The organism is Salegentibacter profundi, from assembly GCF_054121475.1.
On sequence record NZ_JBSYGG010000002.1, the window covers coordinates 379,859 to 404,499 of the forward strand.

Consider the following 24,641-nt stretch of genomic DNA (forward strand, 5'->3'; position numbering starts at 1 on the left):
TTATAATTTAAAGGTGATTGAGGTATTGAAATATCTTCCTGGCATAGGCCTCCCAGGCATACTCATATATTGTTCATCAAAGAGGTTACGAACCTGGAATCCAAGCTTCAAAAAATCTTTGTTTCCAAATTCTCTGGACAATCCCAGGTTGGAAACTTTGTAATCGCTTAAAGCGTAATTATTATCCGAAGAAGTAAAAATGCTATCATTATACAGGAACTGATAAAATAGTCCATAGCGCTTATAACGGTACCCTACCGAAGCGGTGACCTTATGATCAGGCACATAGATAAGCTGTTTCTGGGTCGATTGATCTCGGCTCTGGGTCCAGGCATAAGATGCTTTGAAATCCAGGTTGTGCCTGCCCAGGGTCTTTTTCCATTCTAAGCCTGCTTCCAGGCCATAATTTCTCACTTCCCCGGTATTTTCAGGCCGCCATATACCATCGTTTGTGGGGATCCACCTTAAGAGATTTCTGCTATCGATAAGATACCCGGCAAGATCAAACTCCAGCTTATTCAGACTGAATTTCTGACCCAATTCAAGCTGGCGGGAAGTTTCTGGTTTCAAATCTGAATTTCCTCCAGCATGCCAGTACAGGTCATTGAACGTGGGTATTCTGAAATTCTTTGAAATTCCTAGTCTTAATTCATAATTTTCAGAAAAGCTGTAAAGCCCGTTAGCAGCAAATAATAAAGGGGATTGATAAATGTCCGTGGCTTCTTTTCTGGCACTGAGCTGATAACTGAATTTCCCAAGCTGATGTTTTAAAAGAACCGCAAGACTTCCCATATCACGGCGTCTACTTCCGGTTTGGGTTCCCTCCCCGGTAATATGCTGGTATTCCACAATGCCAGTTACTTCCAGATCATGGGTAAACTGGTAGGTGATATCCGTTTTTATAATCCCGGTTTTAGCCTTACCAAAATCATTTTCTTCATTATGGCGGTTTTCATAATACTGAAAGCTCTCTTCTAAGTAAGCCAATTTTAATGAAGTGCTTAACTCACCGTAAAATCCATTCCACTCCAGGAGATTACGGCTATTTACATCTTCAAATTTCGCTTTGGATGGGGCACTGAGCGTTCCGGAAAAACCTCTTTCTCCCCGGTAATAATTACCGTGAAATTTCAACAGGTGATCTTTATTTAAGCGATGAGCTGCTGATATCCCCAGCCCGGTATTGCGGTAATCCCCATTTTCATTGAATTGATTCTCTGTGGGATATTCAAAATCATTGGCGGAAGTATTCCGCGTAAGATGCAACTGAAAACTGGTCTTATCAGAGGAAATAGCCGTTTTATAGGTACCGGAAAAAGTTTCGAAACTTCCATAATCCAGTTTTAGTATATTATGAAACTTACCATCAAAATTAAAAGGGGTATTTAAGTGTATGCTACCTCCGATGGCACCGCTTCCATAAAGCACACTACCTCCACCCGGGCGAATGGAAATATTACTGATAATTCCAGTAGGAATCGTGTTGAAATCCGTTTGTCCTGTAAATTGAGAATTAATATTGATCCCGTTCCAGATCACTGCAGTTTGCTGGGCCGAAGTACCCCGGAACGAAGCCGAAGAAACCATTCCCCGGCCATTTTCTCTAAAAAATATAGGACTGTTAAATTGTAAAACTGAAGTCAGAGAAGGCTCATTCTCTCTTAAAATAGAATCGTTTAGTGAAATTAACCGGCGTTCTTCGGAATCTCTTGTAAGGGATATGTCACTTAAAACAACCTCATCCAACCGGGTGACAGGTTCGGCTTGTGAGAATACAGATGCCTTTATAAGCAATCCTAAAAATAAAAGGTAATAACGAGTTAATTTCATTATACACCGACTTTTATCCCGAAAGTCTAAGAGTTAGATTAGTAATGCTTCTGGCAGGTCTCCTGGCTCGCGTCCTTATTGTTTACCTTCCCATCACCCAAAGTGACAGTGGTATGAAGTGTAACAACAGGCATTCCGGATACGGAACTAAGCTTACAGTTGCGGGAACAGCTCAGGAATTTTTGAAGATTCAAATCACCTGATTCCCTTTTAATCGACGACGATGTTTCGCGGCGCCAAACCAAAATTTCAAGTTCAAAAATAAACATTTATGTTTGGGAAGCACTAAAATTTTTAAATAATCTTACTTTTGAAGTCAAATCTGTAATCTTGAAATACCTGGTCTACCTTCTTACTTTCCTCCTGCTCTTTTCTTGTAAAAACGAAGAAAAGACCACATCTTCTGTAGCTAAACCCGAAGGAGTCCCATTGGAAATAAAACATGCCAGGGGCTTCAGCATAGCGCAATTCGATGGTTACTCCCTGGTGAAGGTTCATGATCCCTGGCCAAATTCGGAATTGGATTTGACTTACCTGTTGGCCCGGGAAAAGGCTGTGATCCCCGAAGATTTACAGTATGATCAAAAAATAAGAATCCCTGTTAAAAAGTTAGTGGTTACTTCCACAACCCATATCCCAGCCCTTGAGGCTTTAAAGGTTGAGTCGAAATTAGCCGGATTTCCAGGCCTTAATTATATTTCTTCTCAAAAGACAAGAGAAATCATCGATTCTGGCCAGATAAAAGAATTGGGAAAGAATGAAAACATCAATACTGAAGTCCTTATTGATTTGCAACCTGATGTGGTGATCGGTTTTGCAATAGATGGTAATAACAGGACTTTTGAGAATATCCAAAAAACGGGAATTCCTGTAGTTTTTAATGCTGACTGGATGGAAGAAGAACCCTTAGGAAAAGCTGAATGGATTAAATTCATGGGTGCTTTTTTTGATAAAACTGACCAGGCCACAGCGATATTTAATCAGATCGAATCCGATTATCTTCAGGCAAAAAAACTGGCAGGAACCTCAAAAAATCAACCGGATGTCATTAGTGGTTCCATGTATAAAGATCAATGGTACATGCCCTATGGGAATTCCTGGCAGGCTCGCTTTATAAAGGATGCCAATGCCAATTACCTCTATAAAGAAACCCAGGGCAGCGGTAGCCTGGCACTTTCCTTTGAAAATGTTCTGGAAAAATCACAAAATGCTGATTTCTGGGTAAGTTCTGGGCAATTTACCTCTTACACCCAACTTCTCAACGAGTCCAGGCATTATGAGCAATTTAAAGCAGTTAAACAAAAAAACGTATTTAGTGTTAGTCTTGGTAAAGGAGAAACAGGTGGGGTCTTATACTTTGAACTGGGCCCCCAACGTCCCGACCTGGTTTTAAAAGATCTGATTTCCATTTTTCATCCAGATTTGCTTCCAGATTATCAACGCGTGTTTTTTAAAGCCCTGAAAGATTGATCATAAAACAAAAATACATATGGACCTTTGCACTTTTAATAGGGGCTTTAATAGGACTTTTGTTTCTCAATATTGGATTGGGATCGGTCAATATTCCCTTCGGGGATATTGTCGCTTCCCTATTTAACCTTGAGGTATCCAGAGAATCCTGGAGGTATATTATTGTAGAGTACCGTCTTCCCAAAGCCATCACAGCAGTCATTACCGGTTCAGGCCTTGCCGTAAGCGGTCTGTTGATGCAAACTCTTTTCAGAAATCCATTGGCCGGTCCTTATGTGCTCGGTTTAAGTAGCGGAGCCAGTCTTGGGGTGGCCATTGTTTTTATGGGTGCAGGATTATTTGGGGGAGCCTTCGCCGCTTTCCTTCTTTCTAAATGGAGTATTGTTATCGCCTCAAGCCTTGGAAGTTTATTGGTTTTAATGGCGGTAATGCTGGCCTCCCTGCGACTTCGGGATACTATGGCTATCCTCATAATAGGCCTGATGTTTGCCAGTTTAACCGCCGCAGTAGTCAGTGTACTGGCCTATTTTAGCCCGGCCTCCCAGCTTCAGCAATACGTATTCTGGTCCTTTGGAAGCCTGGGCAACCTCTCCTGGGAGGAGGTGACAATACTTGGTCTTTTTTGGGCCATTGGCATACTGCTTTCGGTAGTGGGCATTAAAAATCTAAACAGTCTGCTCCTGGGGGAACAATATGCAAAAAGCCTGGGGGTGAGTATTCACAGAAACAGGCTCCTGGTCATTCTAGCCACCAGTATCCTGGCCGGTAGCATTACAGCATTCGCTGGTCCCATCGCCTTTGTGGGTCTTGCCGTCCCTCATCTGATCCGACAGGTGATCCCGGTGAGTAACCACGGAATTTTAATCCCGGCAGTGATTCTTGGCGGAGCCATTTTAATGCTTATCTGTGATATTGCAGCTCAGATGCCGGGCAATGAATTCACCCTTCCTATCAATGCGATTACTTCCCTAATTGGGGCTCCTGTGGTCATTTGGTTATTGGTTCGAAAACGCCGATTTTTATTCTGAAATGACAAAGGTAAAACCAAATAGCATCCTAAAGACTGATAAGCTAAGTATTGGCTATCACAACAGGAATCATAGAAACATGATCGCCCAAGATATCAATATCGATATTTTTCCCGGCCAACTTGTAGCGGTAATAGGAATAAATGGCATTGGAAAATCCACGTTATTGCGAAGTCTCAGTGGGGTACAGGAAAGTCTTTCAGGGAATATTTTCATTGACCAACAAGACTTAAAAGGTCTCACTCCATTAGATCAGGCTGCCCTTATTAGCCTGGTGCTCACCGGACAAGCTGTTTCCAAGAACTTAAGTGTATTTGAATTGGTAGCACTGGGCAGGCAACCCTACACCAATTGGATCGGAAGACTCACTAAAACCGACCTAAGGCACATTAAGAAATCGCTTAGTCTTGTCGATATCGAGAACCTCCAGGATAAAAAATGCTATGAGCTCAGTGACGGCCAAATGCAAAAAGTATTGATTGCCCGTGCCCTGGCCCAGGATACCCCTCTGGTAATTCTCGATGAACCCACTACCCATTTGGACTTATATCATAAGGCCTATATTCTCCAGCTTCTGAAAAAGCTTACCAGGAAAACCAACAAGGCGATAGTGTTCGCTTCCCACGAAATTAACCTTGCCCTGCAGCTATGCGATAAAATTTTACTGATGCAAAAAGATAAGATCGTATTGGGAAGCCCCGGGGAACTGGTCCGCTCGGGGGAGTTATCCCGGATTTTCCCTACTGACCTTATCTTCTTTGACCAAAACAGTTCGTCCTTCAAGATCAAATCATGAATTCAGTCCTCATCGGAGTATTCCCTATACTTTTTAAGTGATATTTTTTTCAAATAAGTATCTTTGGAAAAAGCTTTCTGCGCAATGACTAATTCCTTATTACTTATTACTATTTCGGGAATCACAATGCTATTGGGGTTTTTCCTGGGAAAACTTTTGACAGGGCTAAAATCCAAAGCAAACCTCAGTCGGATCGAGGAAAGAAATAATCAACTATCACTTCAAATAGATGACCTTAAATCTCAATTAGCCAGTATTATAAAAGAAAACAAAGAAGAGATCTCAGAGCTAAAGGCTTCCTGGAACCTTCAATTGGATAAAACCGAAAAAGAACGCGAGGAAATACGTCGCGAAAAAGATTTTTTAAGTACGGAATTAACCCGGAGAAATTCAGAATTTGAAAATCTTCAGGTAAAAAATAAGGAACAAAAAGCGGAAGTAGAAAAACTCCAGGAGCGTTTTAGCAAGGAATTCGAAATCCTTGCCAATAAAATACTGGAGCAAAAATCAGAGAAATTTACCTCGCTCAACCAGGAGAATATCCAGAATATTTTAAAACCACTTCAGGAAAAGATCAGAACTTTTGAAGAAAAAGTAGATAAAAACAGTACCGATTTTATCGAACGTCACGCTCAGCTTGGCAAGCAACTTCAGTTTCTTAACGAACAGAACCTCAAGATCAGTGAAGAGGCCACAAACCTAACCAAAGCCCTCAAAGGTGACACCAAAATGCAGGGAAACTGGGGTGAAATGGTACTGGAGCGTGTACTGGAACGCAGTGGCCTTCAGAAAGACAGCGAATATTTCGTTCAGCAGAATTTTTACACCGATAACGGGAAACGCCTCATGCCCGATGTGATTATTCATTTACCGGGAGAAAAGAAGATGATCATCGATTCCAAGGTGTCTCTCAATGCATACGAGCGCTACATCAACGAGGAGGAAGAGACCCATCGGCCCACGCATCTGAAAAATCATTTGATCTCGGTTAAAAAACGTATCGAAGAATTAAGTGCAAAAAACTATCACCACCTTTACCAGTTGGAAAGTCCTGATTTCGTGTTGCTTTTCATCCCTATAGAAGCTGCCTTTGCCATTGCTTCTAATCAGAATCCTAATTTATATACTGAGGCTTTTGAAAAAAACATCATTATCGTAACCCCTACTACCCTGCTAGCGGTTTTAAAGACCATAGACAGTATGTGGCAAAATGAAAAGCAAAAACAAAATGCCATGGAAATCGCTACTAAGGCCGGCGCACTTTATGATGGGTTTGTAAATCTCACAAGAGAAATGGAAAAAGTTGGCAGGCAACTCGGTACGGTTCAAAATACTTATGAGGGCGCCATGAAAAAGCTTACCGGCAAAGGAAATCTTATAAAAAAAGTAGAATACCTAAGGACCCTGGGGGCTAAAACAAGCAAACAGCTCGATAGCAAATTTGTGGAACAGGAGGAAAAGGAAAACGATGAAACCCAGAACCATAACCTCAATTAATATGATCAGGAACCGATATCTCTTTAGCCTTATTTTTTACCTGTTGGTGTTTCAGCAGGCATCTTCCCAAGCCACTTATTTTCCTCCCAAAGGAAAATGGCAGGAAAAACCGGCCGCTGCATACAATTTAGACCTTTCTCCGGTGGTGGAATTTGCTCAGAACAACGAGTACAGCGGGTCAAAAGATCTCCGACAGGCCATCTTAAAGAGTTTTGAACACGAACCCTATCACCGCCTCCTTGGCCTGACAAAAGATCGTGGAGGACCTGCAGGAATGATTATTAAAGATGGCTATTTAATTGCCCGATGGGGAGACACCCAGCGGGTGGATATGACCTTCAGTGTAACCAAAAGCTTCCTTTCAACTGTTGCACTTATCGCTTTAAATAAAAAACTCATAGACTCTGTTAATCAACCTGTTAAAGAATTAGTCTGGGATAACACTTTTGAGGGCGATCACAATTCCAGGATTACCTGGAAACATCTGCTTCAACAAAATTCCGATTGGAGTGGCAGCCTATGGGATTCTCATGACTGGGCGGACAGACCTCCCCGGGAGGGGGGAATCGACCAGTGGAAAAACAGGACATTGAATGATCCGGGAACCCATTTCAAATATAACGATGTTCGGGTTAATGTACTGGCCTACTCCCTTCTCCAGGTGTTCCGTGAGCCGCTTCCCAAGATTTTAAAAAAGGAAATCATGGATCCTATTGAAGCTTCTGTAACCTGGAGGTGGTATGGATATGACAATTCCTGGGTTACCATTGATGGCCTAAAAATGCAGTCGGTAAGCGGAGGGGGACATTCCGGGGGAGGAATGTTTATCAGTACCGAAGATATGGCAAGGTTTGGTTACCTCTTTTTAAATCAGGGGAAATGGAAATCACAACAACTACTTCCGGCCTCCCTCATAGAAGAAGCCATGGAAGCCTCCCCGACCAATAAAAATTACGGTTATATGTGGTGGCTTAACCATAGCGAAGAACCACAATGGGAAACCATTAACCGGGATATTTTCTATGCAGCCGGTTTTGGTGGAAACTTTATTATCGTAGATAAGACTGAAGATATGGTTATAGTAACACGATGGTTAGAACCCTCCAAGCTTGAAGAATTTATGCAAATAGTCAACAAAAGCCTCAGTGATGCAGAATAAATACAAAACCGTAACGGAATCCCAGGTACGAATCTCAGAACTTATGCTTCCCTCCCATTCCAATTTCAACGGGAAAATTCACGGAGGCTACATTTTATCTTTGCTGGACCAGATTGCTTTTGCCTGCGCCTCGAAACACTCCGGGGCGTATTGTGTCACAGCCAGCGTGGATACCGTAGACTTCCTTAAACCAATTGAAATCGGAGAACTCGTTACCATGAAGGCCTCTGTCAATTATGTGGGCACCAGCTCTATGGTGATCGGGATCCGGGTTGAAGCTGAAAATATACAGACCGGTGCTGTAAAACATTGTAATTCTTCTCACATTACCATGGTCGCCAAAGATGAAAAGGGAAATGCTATCAAGGTCCCCGGGCTGATCCTTAAAACCAATGATGATATCAGGAGGTTTGCACAGAGTATAAAAAGAAAAGAAATCAAGAAGAAAGACAATGCAGAGTTTCAGGCTACAGATTTTAATTCAGAAGAATACCTGCACCTGGTAGAGAAATACAACGTAAAAATCCAACACTAATTTTGAAGTTTAACGGATTCATAGCGAGCCTTTTCATTGCCATTCTCATCGCCTATTTTTTTCCTGGTGGAATAGAAATCCTTCCATTGAAGACCATCACCGATATCGGAATAGGCCTGATTTTCTTTTTCTATGGCCTGAAACTTTCTCCAGCCGAGTTCAAAATGGGCTTTTTAAACTATAAGGTCCATATTGTGATTCAGTTAACCACCTTTGTGGTTTTCCCCTTACTGGCCTTAGGTCTTTTACCTTTTTTTAATTCGGGTACAGCCTCAGATATTTGGATTTCCCTGTTCTTCCTGGGCACATTACCCTCTACCGTATCCTCTTCTATCGTGATGGTTTCTCTGGCCAAAGGTAATCTGCCAACGGCAATCTTCAATGCCAGTCTTTCAGGATTAATCGGAATAATCGCTACCCCCCTTTGGCTTAGTTTTTTTATCAAAAGATCAGGAGAATTTGATTTTGGTGCTATAATTCTTAAGCTATTTCTTCAAATCGTCTTGCCCCTGATTCTTGGGTTACTACTTCAGCGCTTCTGGGGGAAATTTGCCAGGAAATATCATAAACAACTGGGTTTATTGGACAAAACCACCATCATTTTAATTGTTTATTCCAGTTTTAGCATCTCCTTTTTATCGGAAGTATTCGATAGCATACCCATCAGAGAGATGATCAAACTTGCAGCCATGGTAATAGGTTTATTCTTTTTAGTGTATTATGGCCTTGGCTTTTTTAGTAATAAGCTCGGCTTCAATACCCCGGACAAGATCACCTCCCAGTTTTGCGGAACCAAGAAATCGCTTGTTCATGGTTCGGTTATGGTAAAGGTCATCTTTGGAAGTTCGGCCAGCACAGGTTTACTTTTACTGCCCATTATGCTCTATCATTCCCTGCAGCTTTTACTTGTGGCCTGGTATGCAGAAAAATACCGGCAGCGAAGAATTGCTGAGCTTGAAGCTGAAAATCTATAAGAAGGCAGCCATTTGAGCAATATTGAAGGTAAAAAATATCCAACCTAATATTAAAAGCAAACCACCAAGAGGAGTCAGAGGCCCCAAAAAACGAGCTTTTTTGTCAAAGGCCGAACTCAGGATGAGGCCATAAATGCTAAAGGAGAAAAGAAAGATTCCAATCATAAAGAACCAGGCCGTTAGTATTTGAGAAGTTCCTATAAAAGGAAAGCTTACTCCACATAATATCAGCATTAAGGCATGGTACATCTGGTATTTCACCCCCGTTTCAAAACTTTTGAGTTGCTCATCACTTAGATGCTGCTTTAATGCATGTGCCCCAAATGCCCCAAAGATCACAGCCAGGGCTCCGAAAACACCTCCCACTATTAGAACGAATTCCTTCATTTTTTTGTATTAAAAAACCCATTGCCATACCAAGGGATCGCAATGGGTTAAATTTATAAAATCTCCTGAGATTATTTACTCAGGTACATTTTTCTTCGTGAATAGAGATCATAAAAAGCATCATCTTTCAAACTGTCTATAAAAAGAATGCTTTCCCCGGTACTCTTCATTTCTGGTCCCAGTTGCTTATTTACATTATGAAACTTGTTAAAAGAAAAAACCGGTTGTTTAATGGCATAGCCATCAAGATGTGGTTTAAAATCAAAGTCCTTGATCTTCTTGTGTCCAAGCATCACCTTAGTAGCATAATTTACATAGGGTTCTCCATAAGCTTTGGCGATAAAGGGAACCGTTCTGGAGGCTCTGGGATTGGCCTCGATGATGTACACCATATCGTCTTTGATCGCGAACTGAATATTGATAAGACCAACGGTATTCAAGGCTAAAGCAATCTTACGGGTATGATCTTTAATTTGTTGAATCACAAGATCTCCTAAGTTGAAAGGAGGAAGCAGCGCGTTTGAATCTCCTGAATGAATTCCACAGGGTTCGATGTGTTCCATAATTCCGATAATGTAGACATCTTCTCCGTCGCAGATGGCATCAGCCTCTGCTTCTATGGCACCGTCCAGGTAGTGATCCAGCAACAATTTGTTATTCGGTATTTTTCTAAGCAGGTCCACCACGTGAGTTTCGAGATCATCCTTATTGATCACAATCTTCATTCCCTGACCTCCAAGGACATAGGATGGCCTTACCAGGATAGGGAAATCAAGCTCATCGGCAAGGGAAAGCGCTTCTTCAGCGGTTTCAGCTACCCCGAAATCCGGGAAGGGAATGTCATTATCCTTTAGCAATTTGGAAAAGCTCCCTCGATCCTCGGCCAGGTCGAGCGCTTCAAAGCTGGTTCCCATAATCTTCACCCCATAGCGATCCAGCTTTTCGGCCAATTTAAGCGCGGTTTGTCCTCCCAGCTGCACGATGACTCCTTCTGGTTTTTCATGCTGAATGATATCATAGATATGCTCCCAGAAAACCGGTTCAAAATAAAGTTTATCAGCGATATCAAAGTCAGTGGATACCGTTTCAGGATTACAGTTAATCATAATGGTCTCGTATCCGCATTCTGCCGCAGCAAGTACCCCGTGCACGCAAGAATAATCAAATTCTATACCCTGACCGATCCTGTTGGGTCCTGAACCCAGTACCACGATCTTCTTTTTGTCGCTTACTTTGCTCTCGTTGGAAACATATCGCTTTCCATCAGGGGTTTCAATCTCGGCTTCGAAAGTGGAGTAATAATAAGGAGTTTCTGCCTTAAACTCTGCCGCACAGGTATCCACAAGTTTAAACACTCGTTTTACCCCGAGTTCCTCTCGTTTTTTATAGACTTCGCTTTCCCAGCAATCAAGCATATGTGCTATCTGGCGATCTGCAAAACCTTTTTGCTTGGCTTCCAGGAGAAGATCCTTGGGAAGAGAATTGATATCATAACCCGAAATCTCCTTTTCCAGGGAGTAAAGCTCTTCATATTGCTTTAAGTACCACATATCGATCTTGGTGATCTCATGAATGCGGCTTAACGGGATTCCCAGTTGGATGGCATCATAAATCACAAATACCCTGTCCCAGCTAGGATAAGTAAGTTTTTCTATAATCTGGTCGTAGTCCGTATAGCTCTTTCCATCGGCGCCAAGACCATTCCTTTTGATCTCAAGGGATTGCGTGGCCTTATGTAAGGCCTCCTGGAATGAGCGACCTATTCCCATCACCTCTCCCACAGACTTCATTTGAAGACCGAGCGTTCTGTCAGAACCTTCAAATTTATCGAAGTTCCAACGTGGTATCTTGACAATCACATAATCAAGGCTGGGCTCAAACAGGGCTGATGTAGATTTGGTGATCTGGTTATCCAGTTCATCCAGGGTATAGCCTAAAGCCAGTTTTGTAGCAACCTTGGCAATTGGATATCCGGTAGCCTTGGAAGCCAGCGCAGAGGATCTGGAAACCCTGGGGTTGATCTCTATGGCATACACCTCTTCCTTCTCATCAGGACTCACTGCAAACTGCACATTACAACCTCCGGAGAAGTCACCGATACTACGCATCATTTTAATGGCCAGGTCCCGCATCTTCTGAAAGGCCGTATCACTAAGGGTCATCGCAGGAGCTACGGTAATGGAGTCTCCTGTATGAATTCCCATAGGATCCATGTTTTCTATAGAACAGATAATCACCACATTATCGTGCTTATCTCTTAAGAGTTCCAACTCATATTCCTTCCAGCCCAGAAGCGCTTTATCGATAAGCACCTCGTGGATGGGAGAGGCCTCAAGACCCCTTGAAAGCAATTCATCAAAGTCTTCTGCCTTGTGAACAAATGCGGCACCACTACCTCCTAAAGTAAAGGAGGCCCGAATAACTAGCGGAAAGCCAAACTCCTGAGCCACTTCTTTTCCCTGAAGGAATGAAGTTACCGTCTTTGCAGGGGCTACCGGCACATTAATCCTTCCCATCAATTGTTTAAATTTCTCACGGTCCTCGGTGATGTTAATCGCGTCGATGTCAACCCCGATAAGCTTCACCTCGAAATCTTCCCAAATTCCCTTTTCATCAGCTTCGATGCAAAGGTTTAGGGCCGTCTGGCCTCCCATAGTGGGTAGCACAGCGTCGATATTTGGATGCTTTTTAAGAACCTCGATGATGGATTTGGTGGTAAGAGGCTTTAGATAAACGTGATCGGCCATTGAGGGATCAGTCATTATAGTGGCCGGGTTGGAATTGATCAGAATAGTTTCAATACCGTCTTCTCTAAGGGAACGCAGTGACTGGGTTCCGGCATAATCAAATTCACAGGCCTGGCCAATTACAATGGGACCTGAACCTATGATCAAAATACTTTTTAGATTCTCTTTTTTGGGCATGTTATAAAGTTGTGTTGATGATAAAAATAACGAAGTGACAGGATATAAAAAAAGGCGTTACTAAAAAAGTAACACCTTTATTATTTTGAAAACCAATTTTCATTAGTGCTTATGTCTGTTTTCAGAAGATACAGATAATTTCTTTCTTCCCTTAGCCCTTCTTCTGGCCAGGACTTTTCTACCGTTAGCACTTGCCATACGCTCTCTAAAGCCGTGCTTGTTTTTTCTTTTTCTCTTGGATGGCTGAAAGGTTCTTTTCATTTTAAATATCTTTAAATCTTCTGATAATTCGTTTTCTTAGTCTCTTAAAAACTGCGTGCAAATATACAAAGCTTTTTAACTCCTCCAAATACTAATTTGAAATAATTTCTAATTGTTTTTATTACCTTTGCGCTCTGCAAAAATACAGCATTTATGTTCAATAAGAATATCAAGATCGTTTTAGCGGGGATAGTTTTTGCCCTGGCCATCTGGCAATTTATAGAAGGAAATATCGGGAACGGCATCATGTGGATCCTTTTGTCCCTCATCTTTGTTTTTCTCTATTTCAAAAACGAAATGATCTTGCTGGCCTTTTTAAGATTGAGAAAACAGGATTTTCCAGGTGCTAAAAAATGGTTAGATAAGATTAAGGATCCGGAAAAAGCCCTTACCCAAAAACAACAAGGCTATTATTGGTACCTTCACGGGCTCATGGTTTCTCAAACCAATATGACCCAGGCTGAGAAGTTCTTTAAAAGAGCGATCAAACTCGGACTTTCCATGGACCAGGACCTGGCCATGGCAAAATTAAATCTTGCTGGAATTGCCATGACCAAACGTCGGAAAAGGGAGGCCACCAACCTTCTTGCTGAAGCTAAGAAACTCGATAAACACGGGATGCTGAAAGACCAGATAAAGATGATGAAACAGCAAATGAAGAAAATCTAAATTTTAGCTAATTCTCCTTAATTTTCCATAGCATTATCGGATCCATACTTTTAACTAATATTTGGGCCGTTGACCGATAAATTTTCAATAGATTTTCTCCCTGCATTACCTTCGTATTCCCAAACCCTACCAAGTGGAATACATGAAGAAAATATTCCTTGTTTTCTTACTTATTTTTTGCCTAAAAGGCTGGACACAGCAGGAAGAAGATTCCAGGATTTCTTTCTCCCAGGCCCTTGCCCTCCACCTGCCCTCCTATAAGAAAAAGGCCCAAACCGCCTACCGGAATAGAGATTTTGAAAAGGCCCAGGTTTTATTTGATTCCCTGGTAAGGCATAAACTGGTTGGCAGCTATATGGATAATTTTTCGTTCAAAAACCTAAGGGGCAGGGAAGTTAGCTTAGCTGAATTCCTCAAACCCGTCTACCTTCTTACCTATGCCTCCTGGCATACCCCGGGAAAAGGAGAGCTGCCAGCCCTGAATCAACTCGCAGAGAAATACCGCGAAAAAATCGATTTTGTAGTGGTATTCTGGGATCCCAAAAAAACAGTGAAACAACTATCAAAAAAATTCAGCCATCATGTTTCCGTTCTCTATGTGGATGAGACGGAAAATCAAGGAGCATTTGTAGTGAAAAAGCTAAAACATTCCCTGGGCCTGCCAACCAGTTTTCTTCTGGATAAGGAAAAACAGGTTATGAAGATTGACAGAAGTGTCTTTCATCCTTACAGTCTTTCAAAAAAAGAATCTTTTGATTTGAATTACAGCGCCATTGAAGAAGCTGTTGCCAATCATCTCCTCCAAAAGCAACCACAACAATCAGAAGTAGATGTGGTCCTTACACCTCATTAATTATAACAATGGTGCCCAAAGTCTGGAAAGGGACTCCTTTATTTTTTCGGAATAAGGCCGATTTCGCCACTCTTCCAGATTCAGCTCCTGGCATTCCCTCAGGTCTTCATTGAAGATATCCAACATTTCCCGGGCAATATACTTATCATAGATAAAAGCATTGATCTCAAAGTTGATATCAAAACTCCGGTTATCGAGATTAGAAGTTCCAACGGTACTTACCACCCCATCAACCACCATGGTCTTTGCATGGACCATCCCCTTTCCGTAATGGTAAACCTTGACGCCGGATTCCAATAGCTTTTCAATATAGGAATTAGTGGCATGCCTGGTCACCACGGAGTCGCCAGTCTCAGGAATAATAATCTTGATTTCAATGCCAATCCGGCTTGCCGTACACAATGCGGTTAATATCTGGTTATTGGGGATAAAATAAGGAGTGGTAATATAAACATACTCTTCAGCCGTATTGATACCTGTAAAGATGGCCTCCATGATATTCTGCCAGTCGGTATCAGGTCCACTGGCAGCAATTTGGATCGCGCTTTTACCTGCAGGTTCGAGATGCGGAAAATAATCTTCCTTAATGTCTAATTCCTTTTTAGTTATAAAATTGAAGTTCAAAAGGAACTGTGCCTGCATCGATTTTACCCCGTGGCCTTCAATCCTCAGATGGGTATCTCGCCAATACATCTTGGTATGCTCCTGGTCCTTGTAATTTACGTATTCATCCGAAATATTGATTCCGCCGATATAACCTATCCTGCCATCAATGATGACAATTTTCCTATGGTCCCTGTAATTGAGCTTACGGGTCAGGTTAGGAAACCAAACCGGCATAAAAGGGAAAACCTCGATCCCACAGGCTTTCATTCTCTTGAGAGCACTGGCACTTAAAGAACTCCCGACATAATCATAACTGATTCTTATCTCCACTCCCTCTTTAGCTTTATCACAGAGAATATCAATAAGCTTTGTGCCTATCCTATCGCTTTTAAAAATATAATATTCCAGATGAATATGACTCTTGGCAGCTTTGAGATCGGTAAAAAGCCTTTCAAATTTCTTCAGGCCATTCACCAGGATATCTACTTTATTCCCGAAGGTAAAAGGTTTGGTTTGGTTGTTCTGTAAGAGTCTTACCAGCTTTATTTTATCATCCACAAAGAATTTCTCAAGGTGCTCCAGGTCGCGATCCTCCAAAATAAGTTGATCCTCCCACCTTTTGATCATCTGGTGATCATACACCTTCTTACGATTGAAAATTTTGTTCTTGCGGTACTCCTGAGCGAAGAAATAGTAAATAATAAGACCCAGTCCAGGAAGCACAACAAGGGCAAAGAGCAATGAAATTGTTTTTACCGGTTCCCGGTTATGCATTATTTCATATCCGGCGGTAATAATTACAATGAGGTAATTTAAACCCAGGATGAACCACCAGATATGATCCCCAATAAAATTCATTTATTGGGCAGAGGTATACACATTTTCTTCGGGGATTTTTATGTAATAGGTTTTACGCGAAGCATTGTTGAGATGCGCCTCACGCAGCCAGGGGTTATGCAATTTCAATATCTTATAATTGATATTGAATTCTTTAGCAAAATCGGCAAAATCAGATACTGCCGTATCGACCTTTACCTTGCGGGTTGGCACCTGGTGGTAAAGGTGTTTATCTTCAAAATTGAATCCGTATTTTTCAGGATCACTCATAATTTCTTTCAAAGCCAGGATCCTGAATATATAACGACCTGTTTCCTGACCTAATAAAAGATCATAATAATTATCCACTTTCTGGCGATCCAATTGACGTTGTATCCCCCAATCCCCTGCATTAAAAGCTGCAGCGGCAAGAGTCCATGTCCCGAATCTTTCCTTGGATTTTTTTAAATACCTGCTGGCCACCCTGGTTGATTTTTCGATGTGATAACGTTCATCCACATTATCATTAATCTCCAGATTATAATCCTTCCCGGTTCCTTCCATTATTTGCCAGAATCCCACAGCCCGGGCCGGGGAAACAGCCTGGGTGAGACCGCTTTCTATCACAGCAAGATATTTAAAATCCTCGGGGACCCCTTCCTGGGCAAGTATGGGCTCAATAATGGGAAAATACTTATTGGCGCGCTTTAACAAAAGCAGGCCATTGGATTGCCAATAGGTATTGACCAGCAATTCACGGTCCAGTCTTTCGTGTATATCAGGTAGATCCAATGGGACCTCTTCCCCGGCAAAATCCATCTTTTCAGGTACAGGCAAAGCATACACATTATAATCTTTCACAGCCTTGTCCTTCCGATCAGCCAGACTGTCTTTTTGCGTTTCCTTCTGACTTTCTTTAAAGGGAGTATCCTGTACTGCATTAATGCTTATAGCAGCAATTCCCAGTACTCCGGCCCCCATTAAAATGTTTTTAACTAACTTCATCTTCTCTCTGTTTAAATTTTCAATAATTTTACTTAATTCTAAGGAAATAAACCCTCTTATTTCTCGATTTCTTTTTGCATTTTTTTCTTTATTTCCCCGCTAAGAATAATTTCCGGCAAATGTTTATTAAACCATCGGTACCGGTTAACTACCATAACGTGAGTACCCCCTTTAACGTTTATAAATCCATTGATATATTTTGCTGGAAAGACCTCGTCCTTATCGCCGTGGATATGGATGATGTCCTTCCTGGGTTCTTCACAATCCCATAACACCATATTTTTTATAGCCCAGTTTAAATAACGATGATTTCTTACAGAAAGGTATTTCCTATATAATTTTGCCCGTTTTTTGATAAATTCTCCTACCGCGATCTTCTCGAAATAGTCCACATAATCCAGCAAACTCACCGGCAAAAGCCTGAATAAACCCGTCTCGGCAGCAATTCGCATTCTCCTGGGCAATTCATCCCGGCATTTCACACTGGAAATGATAATCAGCCTTTTGACCTCAATAAATTTAGACATTTCCTGGATGATAACCCCTCCGAAAGAAACCCCGATTAACACAGGGTTTTCGTGTTTGATATATTTAAGCAGACGTTTGGCATAACCGGAGAGCTCCTCATCTTCCTTTGGGATGATCCACTCCAAAAAATGCATCTGGAATTGATCCTCAGGAAGTTCAATAAACTCAAAAATCGAAGAATTCGCCGCAAGTCCGGGCATAAAGTAAACATGGATCAGCTCCTTATTGTCTTCCATTTTAACAAGTATATAACACTTAAGGCAAGTTTAAAATCGTAAATTTATCCTTCAAAATTACTGCTATTTTATTGGCTTTCACAACCGAAAGAATAAAAAAATGAAGATTCTCCTGCAGATTGCACACCCATTTCCGGGATCTTCTGAACTCCGGAATATAGCTGCTTTTTCATTTTTTTATTCGGGAGAACAACCTACCAACCGATCTGAATATTTTGTGATAACCCGGAAACAGCCTAAAGTGTTTCCTCTCCCTCCTGCTCAGGCAAGACCGGACTAAAATCCTTACAAAGATGAATGCTGAAGATTTGAAAATTACTGATAATGAGTTTCTCAGACAATTTGAAGTTACCATAGATAACGAGTTGGCCGCCATAGAGTACGTTCAACAGGAGCGGAAAATTTTTCTCACCAAATTGCAAATGTCAGACTCCCTTAAAGAAAAAGGCTACATGGAACCTTTGATTAAAGCGGTCCTGGAGGAAATCAAGGAACGAAATACCAGGGTAATGCCTACCAGCCCGGAAATTGCAAGGTATATGCGAAAAAACAAAAGACTTTACAAAGACATGCTTCCGGTTGGAATTAACATTTAAGCCGGTTGCGCCTCAGCAATAAACTGCGCGCGAACCATTCCGTCTTCATCGATCTTTTCCAGCTTCACCTTATGAAGGGTATTGACCAGCTGAGGATCCCAGGGAGCCTTAATTTTCACATAATTTTCTGTAAACCCGTGAATATACCCTTGTTTATTCTCCCCTTCAAAGAGCACCATTGACTGGCTTCCTAGCTGAGCTTCATAAAAAGCCCTGCGTTTTTTAGCGGAAAGACCTCTAAGCATTTTACTGCGTTTTTTCCTGACCTTCAAAGGAACGACCCCTTCCATCTCAGCGGCGGGGGTATTATCTCTTTCAGAATAGGTAAAGACATGCAGGTAAGAGATATCGAGTTCATTGAGAAAATTATAGGTCTCCAGAAAATGTTCGTCGGTTTCCCCGGGAAAACCAACAATGACATCTACCCCAATACAGGCCTGGGGCATCGTGGATTTTATCCTGGCAACCCGGTCCACATATAACTCCTTCATATACCTGCGCCGCATTTGCTTTAAAATTTCATTACTGCCACTTTGAAGTGGAATGTGAAAATGAGGCACAAAGGTTTTGCTTCGGGCCACAAAATCTATGGTTTCATTTTTGAGTAAATTAGGCTCAATAGAAGAAATTCTTAAACGCTCAATACCTTCTACCTGGTCAAGGGCTCTGACCAGGTCGAGAAAAGTGTGTTCGTGCTTTTTGTTTCCGAATTCCCCTTTTCCGTAATCCCCGATATTCACCCCGGTAAGCACAATCTCCTTTATTCCTTTACCGGCAATTTCAGCAGCATTTTTCAGGACATTTTCAAGCTTATCGCTTCGCGAGATACCGCGAGCAAGAGGAATGGTGCAATAGGTACATTTATAATCACAGCCATCCTGCACTTTAAGGAAAGCACGGGTGCGGTCTCCAAAGGAATAGGCTCCCACATAGAAATCGGCATCATCGATCTCACAGGAATGCACTTCCCCAAGATCATTTTTGGTAAGATCGTTAAGATAGTCGGTAATCTTGAATTTCTCGGTAGCTCCAAGAACAAGATCGACCCCATTTACCTCGGCGAGTTCTTCCGGTTTTAACTGGGCATAACAGCCCACGGCAATCACAAAAGCATCTTCATTGACCTTTTGCGCCTGTTTTACTATAGTTTTAAAACGCTTATCCGCATTATCGGTAACAGAGCAGGTATTGATCACATAAATATCTGCTTTTTCCTCGAATGCTACGCGCTGAAATCCTTCATCTTTAAAGGAACGGGCAATAGTTGAAGTTTCTGAAAAATTGAGCTTGCAACCCAAAGTATAAAATGCCACCTTCTTATTGTCCATACACCTGCCTGTTTCTGTTGGGGTTAATCGATTTTAAGGGCTGCAAATATACCAACTTAAATCCTTTTAGGAAAACCACCAGGGAAATAGAAAACAGGGAAGTTAAAAAAAGGGGTCAGGTTTTGGGCAATTATCCCCTCCTCCATTTACTGGTTTGCTCAAAGACATGTTCCAGGATCTTTCGGTCTTCTTCAGAAAACTCCTCATCGCGGCGTTGCATCACAATCTCCGCAACTTCAAAGGCTTTCTCTGTTTTATAAACACTCAATCCGCCACTGCCTCCCCAACTGAAACTCGGGATGAAATTTCTGGGAAAACCGGCACCAAAAATATTGGCACTCACCCCCACTACAGTTCCTGTATTAAACATGGTGTTAATTCCGCATTTACTATGATCTCCCATTAAGAGACCACAAAATTGCAATCCGGTTTTAGCAAATCCTTCCCTCTGGTAGTCCCAGATGCGAACCTCTGCATAATTATTTTTCAGATTGGAATTATTGGTATCGGCTCCAAGATTACACCATTCGCCCAACACGGAATTTCCTAAATATCCATCGTGACTTTTGTTGGAATTGGCAAAGAGCACCGCATTATTGATCTCTCCACCTCCCCGGCAATAGGGTCCCAAGGTAGTAGGGCCATATATCTTGGCCCCCATCTTAACCAAAGCGCCCTCGCAAACGGCCAGGGCCCCTTTTATTAGACTCCCTTCAAGGACTTTCGCATTTTTTCCTATATAAATGGGTCCTGATAAGGCATTAAGGGAACAGTTCTCCACCTGGGCTCCTTCCTCAAGGAATATCCGCTGGGGCTCCTTCACATAATTAGATGGATCAATGGGTTGGGATTCCCTACCCTGAGTAATCAACTCAAAATCGGCTTCTATGGCCTGGGCATTTTTAGAGAAAATATCCCAGCTATTACTTATTTGGATGACTCCCTGAACCAGTTCTATCTGTTGATAATCCTCCAGGGAGACCTCCTGGTCTTCAAAGGCATGGAAAGCCACAATATCCTCCTGATGAAAGATGGCCTGATTGGGTTTGAGCTCTTGTATTTGTTTTAAAAACTCAGGATTCGGTAAAAAACTGGCATTGATCATTACATTTTCTTCCAGTTCTACCATCGGCCACTTCTGAGCTAAATAATCTTCAGTAATGGTGGAGGTAGTCGTTCCAAGGACCTGTTCCCATTTTTCCCGAATAGTGAGAATTCCAACCCTAATATCAGCAACCGGCCTGGTAAAGGTAAAAGGAAGCAATTGGTTCCTGGCAGAACCGTCAAATAATATGTAATTCATCCGCACAAATTTAGAGCTCAAAGTTACAAGGAAATTTAAAACTCAAAAGTTTCCTTTTTTAAAATGCCGTTAAATTATAGCTGCTTATGAACCTAAAAAGCATAAAAAAAGTCGTCTAAGGAATTAGACGACTTTTGTATATGAAGGTTAAGAAACTTATTTCTTAAATTTCTTGTATTTGTTTTTAAACTTGTCAATTCGACCTGCACTATCAACCAGCTTGGTTTGTCCGGTATAATACGGGTGTGAGGTTCTTGAAATTTCCAATTTTACCAAAGGATATTCAGTACCATCAACTTCAATGGTTTCTTTGGTATTGGCGGTAGATTTAGTGATAAAAACATCATCATTTGACATGTCTTTAAAGGCAACTAATCTATAATTTTCCGGATGGATTCCCTGCTTCATCGCTTTGTTCTTTTTATTTTTGGAGGTGCAAATTTAAGCAATTGAATTATAAATGCAATAGTAATGACAAAAATATTTTTAATTTCCACACCAATGTAACGTTTTGCTATATTTGCTTACTAACCGCTATCTAACCAATCTTTCGCTATTATGGAAATTCAAAAAACAGAAACAAAAGGCATTATTATCAACTATGGGGTCCTTCTGGGAATCCTATCGGTGGTCCTGGGAGTTATTATGTATGTGACTAATGCGTATTTAAATCCCAGTTTTTACTGGAGTATTGCTTCCTTCCTGATAATGGTTGTGGTTATTGCCCTTGGTATAAAGACATTTAAAACCGCCAATCAAAGTTACCTCTCTTTAACCGAAGCCTTAAAACTAGGCCTGGGGATCGCTCTTGTGGGAGGGATTATCGGTGCCATCTGGCAGTTGCTTTTAATGACCGTTATTGAACCAGACTTTATGAATCAAATGGCGGACATGCAACGTCAGGTTATGCTGGAACGCTTTCCTAATATGAGCGATTCCCAAATCGATGATGCCATGGCGATGAATGAAAAATTTTCTTCCCCCTGGATTATGATGGCAATGGCAATTATCGGAAGTTTGTTCTTTGGTTTCCTTATTTCTCTAGTCATCGGATTAATAATGAAAAATAAAAATCCGTACCAAGCTTAATCTATGCAACTATCTATCGTTATACCATTATTAAACGAAGAACAATCCCTGGTAGAATTATATAATTGGATCGCAAAAGTAATGCGATCCAATTCCTTTTCTCATGAGATCATTTTCATTGATGATGGTAGTACCGATAATTCCTGGAAGACCATTGAAGCGCTTGCTGATAACGATACAGCTGTAAAGGGCATAAAATTCAACAGAAATTACGGGAAATCCCAGGCTCTTCACGCTGGATTCCTAAGAGCACAGGGCGAAGTGGTCATCACAATGGATGCGGATCTTCAGGATAACCCTGAGGAGATCCCCTCCCTATATAAGATGGTAAAGGACGGGAATTATGATTTGGTTTCGGGATGGAAAAAGAAACGTTATGATCACGTGCTTACTAAAAACCTCCCCTCAAAGCTCTTTAATGCTGCTGCCCGAAAAACATCGGGACTTAAACTTCACGATTTTAACTGCGGATTAAAGGCTTATCGTCGCGAGCTTATAAAAAACATAGATGTGTATGGAGAAATGCACCGTTATATCCCTGTTTTAGCTAAAAACGCCGGGTTCACCAATATCACCGAAAAGGAAGTGAAACACCAGGCCAGGAAATACGGTACTACTAAATTCGGAGCTGAACGCTTTATTAATGGCTTTTTAGACTTAATAAGCATCTGGTTCCTCTCTAAATTCGGTAGAAGACCCATGCATCTCTTTGGAGCCCTGGGAGTTTTAATGTTTCTCTTTGGGTTTATCGCTGCCGGTTGGATTGGGATTTCCAAACTCTGGAAGATGTACCACGACCAACCCAACATCCTTGTAGCCCTTAATCCCTGGTTCTATATCGCTTTAACCGTAATGATCATTGGTTCACAGCTGTTTTTGGCTGGTTTTCTGGGAGAATTAATCCTTCGTTCCAAACGGGAAAAGGACCGCTATCTTATTAAGAAAACCACAGCTAATTTATAATTCTGTTAAAGCATTAATTCTTATTTTTGTTAAGCAAAAAAATTAATCATGTCTGAAATTAAACCAGAAATCCTGGCTAAAGCCAAAGCCTGGCTTACCGATATTTTCGATCAGGACACCCAAACCCGGATCAACGAGCTCATCGCAAATAACCCCACTGAACTCGAAGAAAGCTTTTATAAAAATGCGGCCTTCGGAACGGGTGGTATGAGAGGGATCATGGGCGTTGGCACCAATAGAATCAATAAATATACCCTCGGAAAAAACACCCAGGGGCTTTCAAATTTGCTGAAAAGTGAATTCCAGGGTGAAAAGCTTAAGGTGGCCATTGCCTATGATTGCCGGAATAATTCTAAAGCCTTGGCAAAAATGGTCGCAGAGGTGTTTTCAGCCAATGATATTGAAGTTTATCTCTTTTCTGACCTTCGACCTACTCCCGAACTTTCATATACGGTAAAATACCTCGAATGCCATGCGGGTATTGTCCTTACGGCAAGCCATAATCCTCCAGAATACAATGGCTACAAGGTTTACTGGCAAGATGGTGGCCAACTCGTGCCGCCCCAGGACGCCAAATTGATTGATATCATTAATAACCTGGAATTCGATCAGGTTAATTTTAAAGCAAAGCCTGAACTCATTCATAGTATCGATCAGGAAGTTGACGAGGCTTTTCAAAAAAACTCGGTTAAAAATGGAAGTTTTGACACCCCAACCTCGGCTAAAGATGCCTTAAAGATCGTTTTTACCTCCCTGCACGGCACAGCCTCTACGACCAATCCTCAGGTATTGAAAAAAGCGGGATATAAAAATGTGTTTATCGTAGAAGAACAGGAAAAACCCGATGGCCAGTTTCCAACGGTTAAGTCCCCTAACCCGGAGGAACCGGAAGCCCTGGAAATGGCCCTTGAACTTGCCGAAGAAAAAAATGCCGATATCGTTATCGGCACCGATCCCGATGGAGACCGTTTAGGAGTTGCAGTTCGCGATTTAAATGGGAAGATGATTCTGCTCAATGGAAACCAGACGATGCTGGTAATGACCTGGTTCCTGCTCGAGCAGCATAAAAAACAGGGAAAATTAACCCCGAATTCATTTGTGGCTTCCACCATTGTTTCCACCCCGATGCTGAAAAATATCACGGAAGATTACGGCGCACAATACCATGAGGTTCTCACCGGATTTAAATGGATCGCGAAATTGATAAAAGATCACCCTAAACTTGATTTTGTAGGTGGTGGAGAAGAAAGTTTCGGCTATATGGTTGGTGATTTTGTTCGTGATAAGGATGCTACCACCGCGACCCTTTTGGCTTGCGAAATCGCAGCCCAAATGAAAGCCAGTGGGAGTTCCTTTTACCAGCAGCTTTTAAAGCTTTATACCAAATATGGCCTCTACCGCGAGGAACTGATCTCGCTGGTAAAAAAGGGAATAGAAGGCGAGGCTGAGATCAAACAAATGCTTATCGATCTCCGGGAAAGCCCGTGGAAGGAGATCGATGGAGAAAAAGTGGTGTTAATCGAAGATTACCAGGCCTCCAAAGCTCAGAACCTTCAGGATCACACCCAGGAGGAAATCGATATTCCCAAATCCAATGTGCTGATTTACTATACTGAAGACGGCACGAAGATAGCTGCCCGTCCCAGTGGCACGGAACCCAAAATAAAATTCTACATCAGTGTTAATTCTACCTTGGATGCTATAGAGAATTTTGATGCAGAAAATCAAAAACTCGCTGAGAAGATAGCAAGAATCAAGAAAGAATTACAATTAGGCTAAGAGCCGATC

General features: G+C 41.7%; 23 protein-coding genes and 1 riboswitch. Of the genes, 13 read left to right on the forward strand and 10 right to left on the reverse strand.

The genetic code is table 11. From position 1 onward, the window contains the following. Positions 1 to 1,830 (reverse strand): TonB-dependent receptor plug domain-containing protein, encoded by a 1,830-nt coding sequence (locus ACW6NC_RS04660; protein WP_457863969.1) that lies wholly within the window; start codon positions 1,828 to 1,830, stop codon positions 1 to 3. Between the two features lie 35 nt (positions 1,831 to 1,865). Next, positions 1,866 to 2,091: riboswitch (cobalamin riboswitch) on the reverse strand. 69 nt (positions 2,092 to 2,160) lie between these two features. Between ACW6NC_RS04660 and ACW6NC_RS04665 the strand changes: the two genes are divergently transcribed. The 7 genes from ACW6NC_RS04665 (at position 2,161) to ACW6NC_RS04695 (ending at position 9,289) form a co-directional block, all read left to right on the forward strand. Then, positions 2,161 to 3,300: an ABC transporter substrate-binding protein gene (locus ACW6NC_RS04665; protein ID WP_457863970.1), complete on the forward strand. Its 1,140-nt coding sequence runs from the start codon at positions 2,161 to 2,163 to the stop codon at positions 3,298 to 3,300. Then, the gene (locus ACW6NC_RS04670; RefSeq protein WP_457864081.1) at positions 3,300 to 4,328 is read left to right on the forward strand and encodes an iron chelate uptake ABC transporter family permease subunit; all 1,029 of its coding nucleotides are present in this window, start codon (positions 3,300 to 3,302) and stop codon (positions 4,326 to 4,328) included. The genes ACW6NC_RS04665 and ACW6NC_RS04670 overlap by 1 nt, the downstream gene beginning before the upstream one ends. A gap of 1 nt (position 4,329) precedes the next feature. Next, the gene (locus ACW6NC_RS04675) at positions 4,330 to 5,124 is read left to right on the forward strand and encodes an ABC transporter ATP-binding protein (RefSeq protein ID WP_457863971.1); all 795 of its coding nucleotides are present in this window, start codon (positions 4,330 to 4,332) and stop codon (positions 5,122 to 5,124) included. 63 nt (positions 5,125 to 5,187) lie between these two features. Continuing rightward, on the forward strand, positions 5,188 to 6,621 hold the full coding sequence (rmuC, locus tag ACW6NC_RS04680; RefSeq protein WP_457863972.1) for a DNA recombination protein RmuC: 1,434 nt from the start codon (positions 5,188 to 5,190) through the stop codon (positions 6,619 to 6,621). Then, entirely contained in the window at positions 6,593 to 7,780 is a 1,188-nt protein-coding gene (locus ACW6NC_RS04685; RefSeq protein WP_457863973.1) for a serine hydrolase domain-containing protein, read from the forward strand. The genes rmuC and ACW6NC_RS04685 overlap by 29 nt, the downstream gene beginning before the upstream one ends. Then, the gene (locus ACW6NC_RS04690; RefSeq protein ID WP_457863974.1) at positions 7,770 to 8,315 is read left to right on the forward strand and encodes an acyl-CoA thioesterase; all 546 of its coding nucleotides are present in this window, start codon (positions 7,770 to 7,772) and stop codon (positions 8,313 to 8,315) included. The genes ACW6NC_RS04685 and ACW6NC_RS04690 overlap by 11 nt, the downstream gene beginning before the upstream one ends. Positions 8,316 to 8,317: 2 nt before the next feature. After that, positions 8,318 to 9,289, forward strand: coding sequence for a bile acid:sodium symporter family protein (locus ACW6NC_RS04695; RefSeq protein ID WP_457863975.1), 972 nt, complete (start codon positions 8,318 to 8,320; stop codon positions 9,287 to 9,289). On the opposite strand, the gene ACW6NC_RS04700 is transcribed toward ACW6NC_RS04695, so the two are convergent. The 3 genes from ACW6NC_RS04700 to rpmH form a co-directional block, all read right to left on the reverse strand. Beyond that, positions 9,284 to 9,676 carry a DUF423 domain-containing protein gene (locus ACW6NC_RS04700; RefSeq protein WP_457863976.1) on the reverse strand — a complete coding sequence of 131 codons (393 nt, stop codon included), beginning with the start codon at positions 9,674 to 9,676 and terminating at the stop codon, positions 9,284 to 9,286. The two genes, ACW6NC_RS04695 and ACW6NC_RS04700, sit on opposite strands and share 6 nt — an antisense overlap. Positions 9,677 to 9,747: 71 nt before the next feature. Beyond that, on the reverse strand, positions 9,748 to 12,600 hold the full coding sequence (gene carB, locus ACW6NC_RS04705; RefSeq protein WP_457863977.1) for a carbamoyl-phosphate synthase large subunit: 2,853 nt from the start codon (positions 12,598 to 12,600) through the stop codon (positions 9,748 to 9,750). Between the two features lie 102 nt (positions 12,601 to 12,702). After that, positions 12,703 to 12,861: a 50S ribosomal protein L34 gene (gene rpmH, locus ACW6NC_RS04710; RefSeq protein WP_011708966.1), complete on the reverse strand. Its 159-nt coding sequence runs from the start codon at positions 12,859 to 12,861 to the stop codon at positions 12,703 to 12,705. A gap of 153 nt (positions 12,862 to 13,014) precedes the next feature. Here rpmH and ACW6NC_RS04715 point away from each other — a divergent pair, with 153 nt between their 5' ends. Both ACW6NC_RS04715 and ACW6NC_RS04720 read left to right on the forward strand, forming a co-directional pair. Continuing rightward, a complete protein-coding gene (locus ACW6NC_RS04715) occupies positions 13,015 to 13,530 on the forward strand; it encodes a DUF2892 domain-containing protein (protein WP_457863978.1) in 516 nt (171 codons plus the stop codon). A 142-nt stretch (positions 13,531 to 13,672) separates the two neighbouring features. After that, positions 13,673 to 14,383 (forward strand): TlpA family protein disulfide reductase, encoded by a 711-nt coding sequence (locus ACW6NC_RS04720; protein WP_457863979.1) that lies wholly within the window; start codon positions 13,673 to 13,675, stop codon positions 14,381 to 14,383. Here ACW6NC_RS04720 and cls read toward each other — a convergent pair whose 3' ends face one another. From cls to ACW6NC_RS04735, 3 genes are read right to left on the reverse strand one after another with little or no spacing between them, the layout of a single operon-like run. Continuing rightward, entirely contained in the window at positions 14,384 to 15,847 is a 1,464-nt protein-coding gene (gene cls / locus ACW6NC_RS04725; protein ID WP_457863980.1) for a cardiolipin synthase, read from the reverse strand. Next, positions 15,848 to 16,810 carry a lytic transglycosylase domain-containing protein gene (locus ACW6NC_RS04730; protein ID WP_457863981.1) on the reverse strand — a complete coding sequence of 321 codons (963 nt, stop codon included), beginning with the start codon at positions 16,808 to 16,810 and terminating at the stop codon, positions 15,848 to 15,850. A gap of 56 nt (positions 16,811 to 16,866) precedes the next feature. Then, positions 16,867 to 17,574 carry an alpha/beta fold hydrolase gene (locus tag ACW6NC_RS04735; RefSeq protein ID WP_457863982.1) on the reverse strand — a complete coding sequence of 236 codons (708 nt, stop codon included), beginning with the start codon at positions 17,572 to 17,574 and terminating at the stop codon, positions 16,867 to 16,869. 293 nt (positions 17,575 to 17,867) lie between these two features. Here ACW6NC_RS04735 and ACW6NC_RS04740 point away from each other — a divergent pair, with 293 nt between their 5' ends. Next, positions 17,868 to 18,170 carry an N-acetyltransferase gene (locus ACW6NC_RS04740; RefSeq protein WP_457863983.1) on the forward strand — a complete coding sequence of 101 codons (303 nt, stop codon included), beginning with the start codon at positions 17,868 to 17,870 and terminating at the stop codon, positions 18,168 to 18,170. Here ACW6NC_RS04740 and mtaB read toward each other — a convergent pair. The 3 genes from mtaB to ACW6NC_RS04755 form a co-directional block, all read right to left on the reverse strand. Beyond that, positions 18,167 to 19,498 (reverse strand): tRNA (N(6)-L-threonylcarbamoyladenosine(37)-C(2))-methylthiotransferase MtaB, encoded by a 1,332-nt coding sequence (gene mtaB / locus ACW6NC_RS04745; RefSeq protein WP_457863984.1) that lies wholly within the window; start codon positions 19,496 to 19,498, stop codon positions 18,167 to 18,169. The genes ACW6NC_RS04740 and mtaB overlap by 4 nt on opposite strands. Before the next feature lie 130 nt (positions 19,499 to 19,628). Then, entirely contained in the window at positions 19,629 to 20,801 is a 1,173-nt protein-coding gene (locus tag ACW6NC_RS04750) for a GlmU family protein (RefSeq protein ID WP_457863985.1), read from the reverse strand. 156 nt (positions 20,802 to 20,957) lie between these two features. After that, positions 20,958 to 21,209 carry a type B 50S ribosomal protein L31 gene (locus ACW6NC_RS04755; protein WP_081211588.1) on the reverse strand — a complete coding sequence of 84 codons (252 nt, stop codon included), beginning with the start codon at positions 21,207 to 21,209 and terminating at the stop codon, positions 20,958 to 20,960. A gap of 150 nt (positions 21,210 to 21,359) precedes the next feature. On the opposite strand from ACW6NC_RS04755, the gene ACW6NC_RS04760 reads away from it, so the two are divergent. The 3 genes from ACW6NC_RS04760 to ACW6NC_RS04770 are packed head-to-tail and all read left to right on the forward strand — an operon-like array spanning position 21,360 to position 24,632. Next, a complete protein-coding gene (locus tag ACW6NC_RS04760) occupies positions 21,360 to 21,890 on the forward strand; it encodes a DUF4199 domain-containing protein (RefSeq protein WP_457863986.1) in 531 nt (176 codons plus the stop codon). 3 nt (positions 21,891 to 21,893) lie between these two features. Further along, entirely contained in the window at positions 21,894 to 22,853 is a 960-nt protein-coding gene (locus ACW6NC_RS04765) for a glycosyltransferase family 2 protein (RefSeq protein ID WP_457863987.1), read from the forward strand. A 48-nt stretch (positions 22,854 to 22,901) separates the two neighbouring features. Continuing rightward, positions 22,902 to 24,632, forward strand: coding sequence for a phospho-sugar mutase (locus ACW6NC_RS04770; RefSeq protein WP_457863988.1), 1,731 nt, complete (start codon positions 22,902 to 22,904; stop codon positions 24,630 to 24,632). Positions 24,633 to 24,641: the final 9 nt, after the last annotated feature.

Coding starts and splice junctions, on each gene's coding strand:
- ACW6NC_RS04715 (WP_457863978.1), top strand. CDS start 13,015: ATGTTCAATAAGAATATCAAGATCGTTTTAGCGGGGATAGTTTTTGCC.
- carB (WP_457863977.1), bottom strand. CDS start 12,600: ATGCCCAAAAAAGAGAATCTAAAAAGTATTTTGATCATAGGTTCAGGT.
- ACW6NC_RS04675 (WP_457863971.1), top strand. CDS start 4,330: ATGACAAAGGTAAAACCAAATAGCATCCTAAAGACTGATAAGCTAAGT.
- ACW6NC_RS04740 (WP_457863983.1), top strand. CDS start 17,868: ATGAATGCTGAAGATTTGAAAATTACTGATAATGAGTTTCTCAGACAA.
- ACW6NC_RS04750 (WP_457863985.1), bottom strand. CDS start 20,801: ATGAATTACATATTATTTGACGGTTCTGCCAGGAACCAATTGCTTCCT.
- ACW6NC_RS04770 (WP_457863988.1), top strand. CDS start 22,902: ATGTCTGAAATTAAACCAGAAATCCTGGCTAAAGCCAAAGCCTGGCTT.
- rpmH (WP_011708966.1), bottom strand. CDS start 12,861: ATGAAAAGAACCTTTCAGCCATCCAAGAGAAAAAGAAAAAACAAGCAC.
- ACW6NC_RS04760 (WP_457863986.1), top strand. CDS start 21,360: ATGGAAATTCAAAAAACAGAAACAAAAGGCATTATTATCAACTATGGG.
- ACW6NC_RS04730 (WP_457863981.1), bottom strand. CDS start 16,810: ATGAAGTTAGTTAAAAACATTTTAATGGGGGCCGGAGTACTGGGAATT.
- ACW6NC_RS04685 (WP_457863973.1), top strand. CDS start 6,593: ATGAAACCCAGAACCATAACCTCAATTAATATGATCAGGAACCGATAT.
- ACW6NC_RS04660 (WP_457863969.1), bottom strand. CDS start 1,830: ATGAAATTAACTCGTTATTACCTTTTATTTTTAGGATTGCTTATAAAG.
- cls (WP_457863980.1), bottom strand. CDS start 15,847: ATGAATTTTATTGGGGATCATATCTGGTGGTTCATCCTGGGTTTAAAT.
- ACW6NC_RS04690 (WP_457863974.1), top strand. CDS start 7,770: ATGCAGAATAAATACAAAACCGTAACGGAATCCCAGGTACGAATCTCA.
- ACW6NC_RS04700 (WP_457863976.1), bottom strand. CDS start 9,676: ATGAAGGAATTCGTTCTAATAGTGGGAGGTGTTTTCGGAGCCCTGGCT.
- ACW6NC_RS04755 (WP_081211588.1), bottom strand. CDS start 21,209: ATGAAGCAGGGAATCCATCCGGAAAATTATAGATTAGTTGCCTTTAAA.
- mtaB (WP_457863984.1), bottom strand. CDS start 19,498: ATGGACAATAAGAAGGTGGCATTTTATACTTTGGGTTGCAAGCTCAAT.
- ACW6NC_RS04720 (WP_457863979.1), top strand. CDS start 13,673: ATGAAGAAAATATTCCTTGTTTTCTTACTTATTTTTTGCCTAAAAGGC.
- ACW6NC_RS04765 (WP_457863987.1), top strand. CDS start 21,894: ATGCAACTATCTATCGTTATACCATTATTAAACGAAGAACAATCCCTG.
- ACW6NC_RS04735 (WP_457863982.1), bottom strand. CDS start 17,574: ATGGAAGACAATAAGGAGCTGATCCATGTTTACTTTATGCCCGGACTT.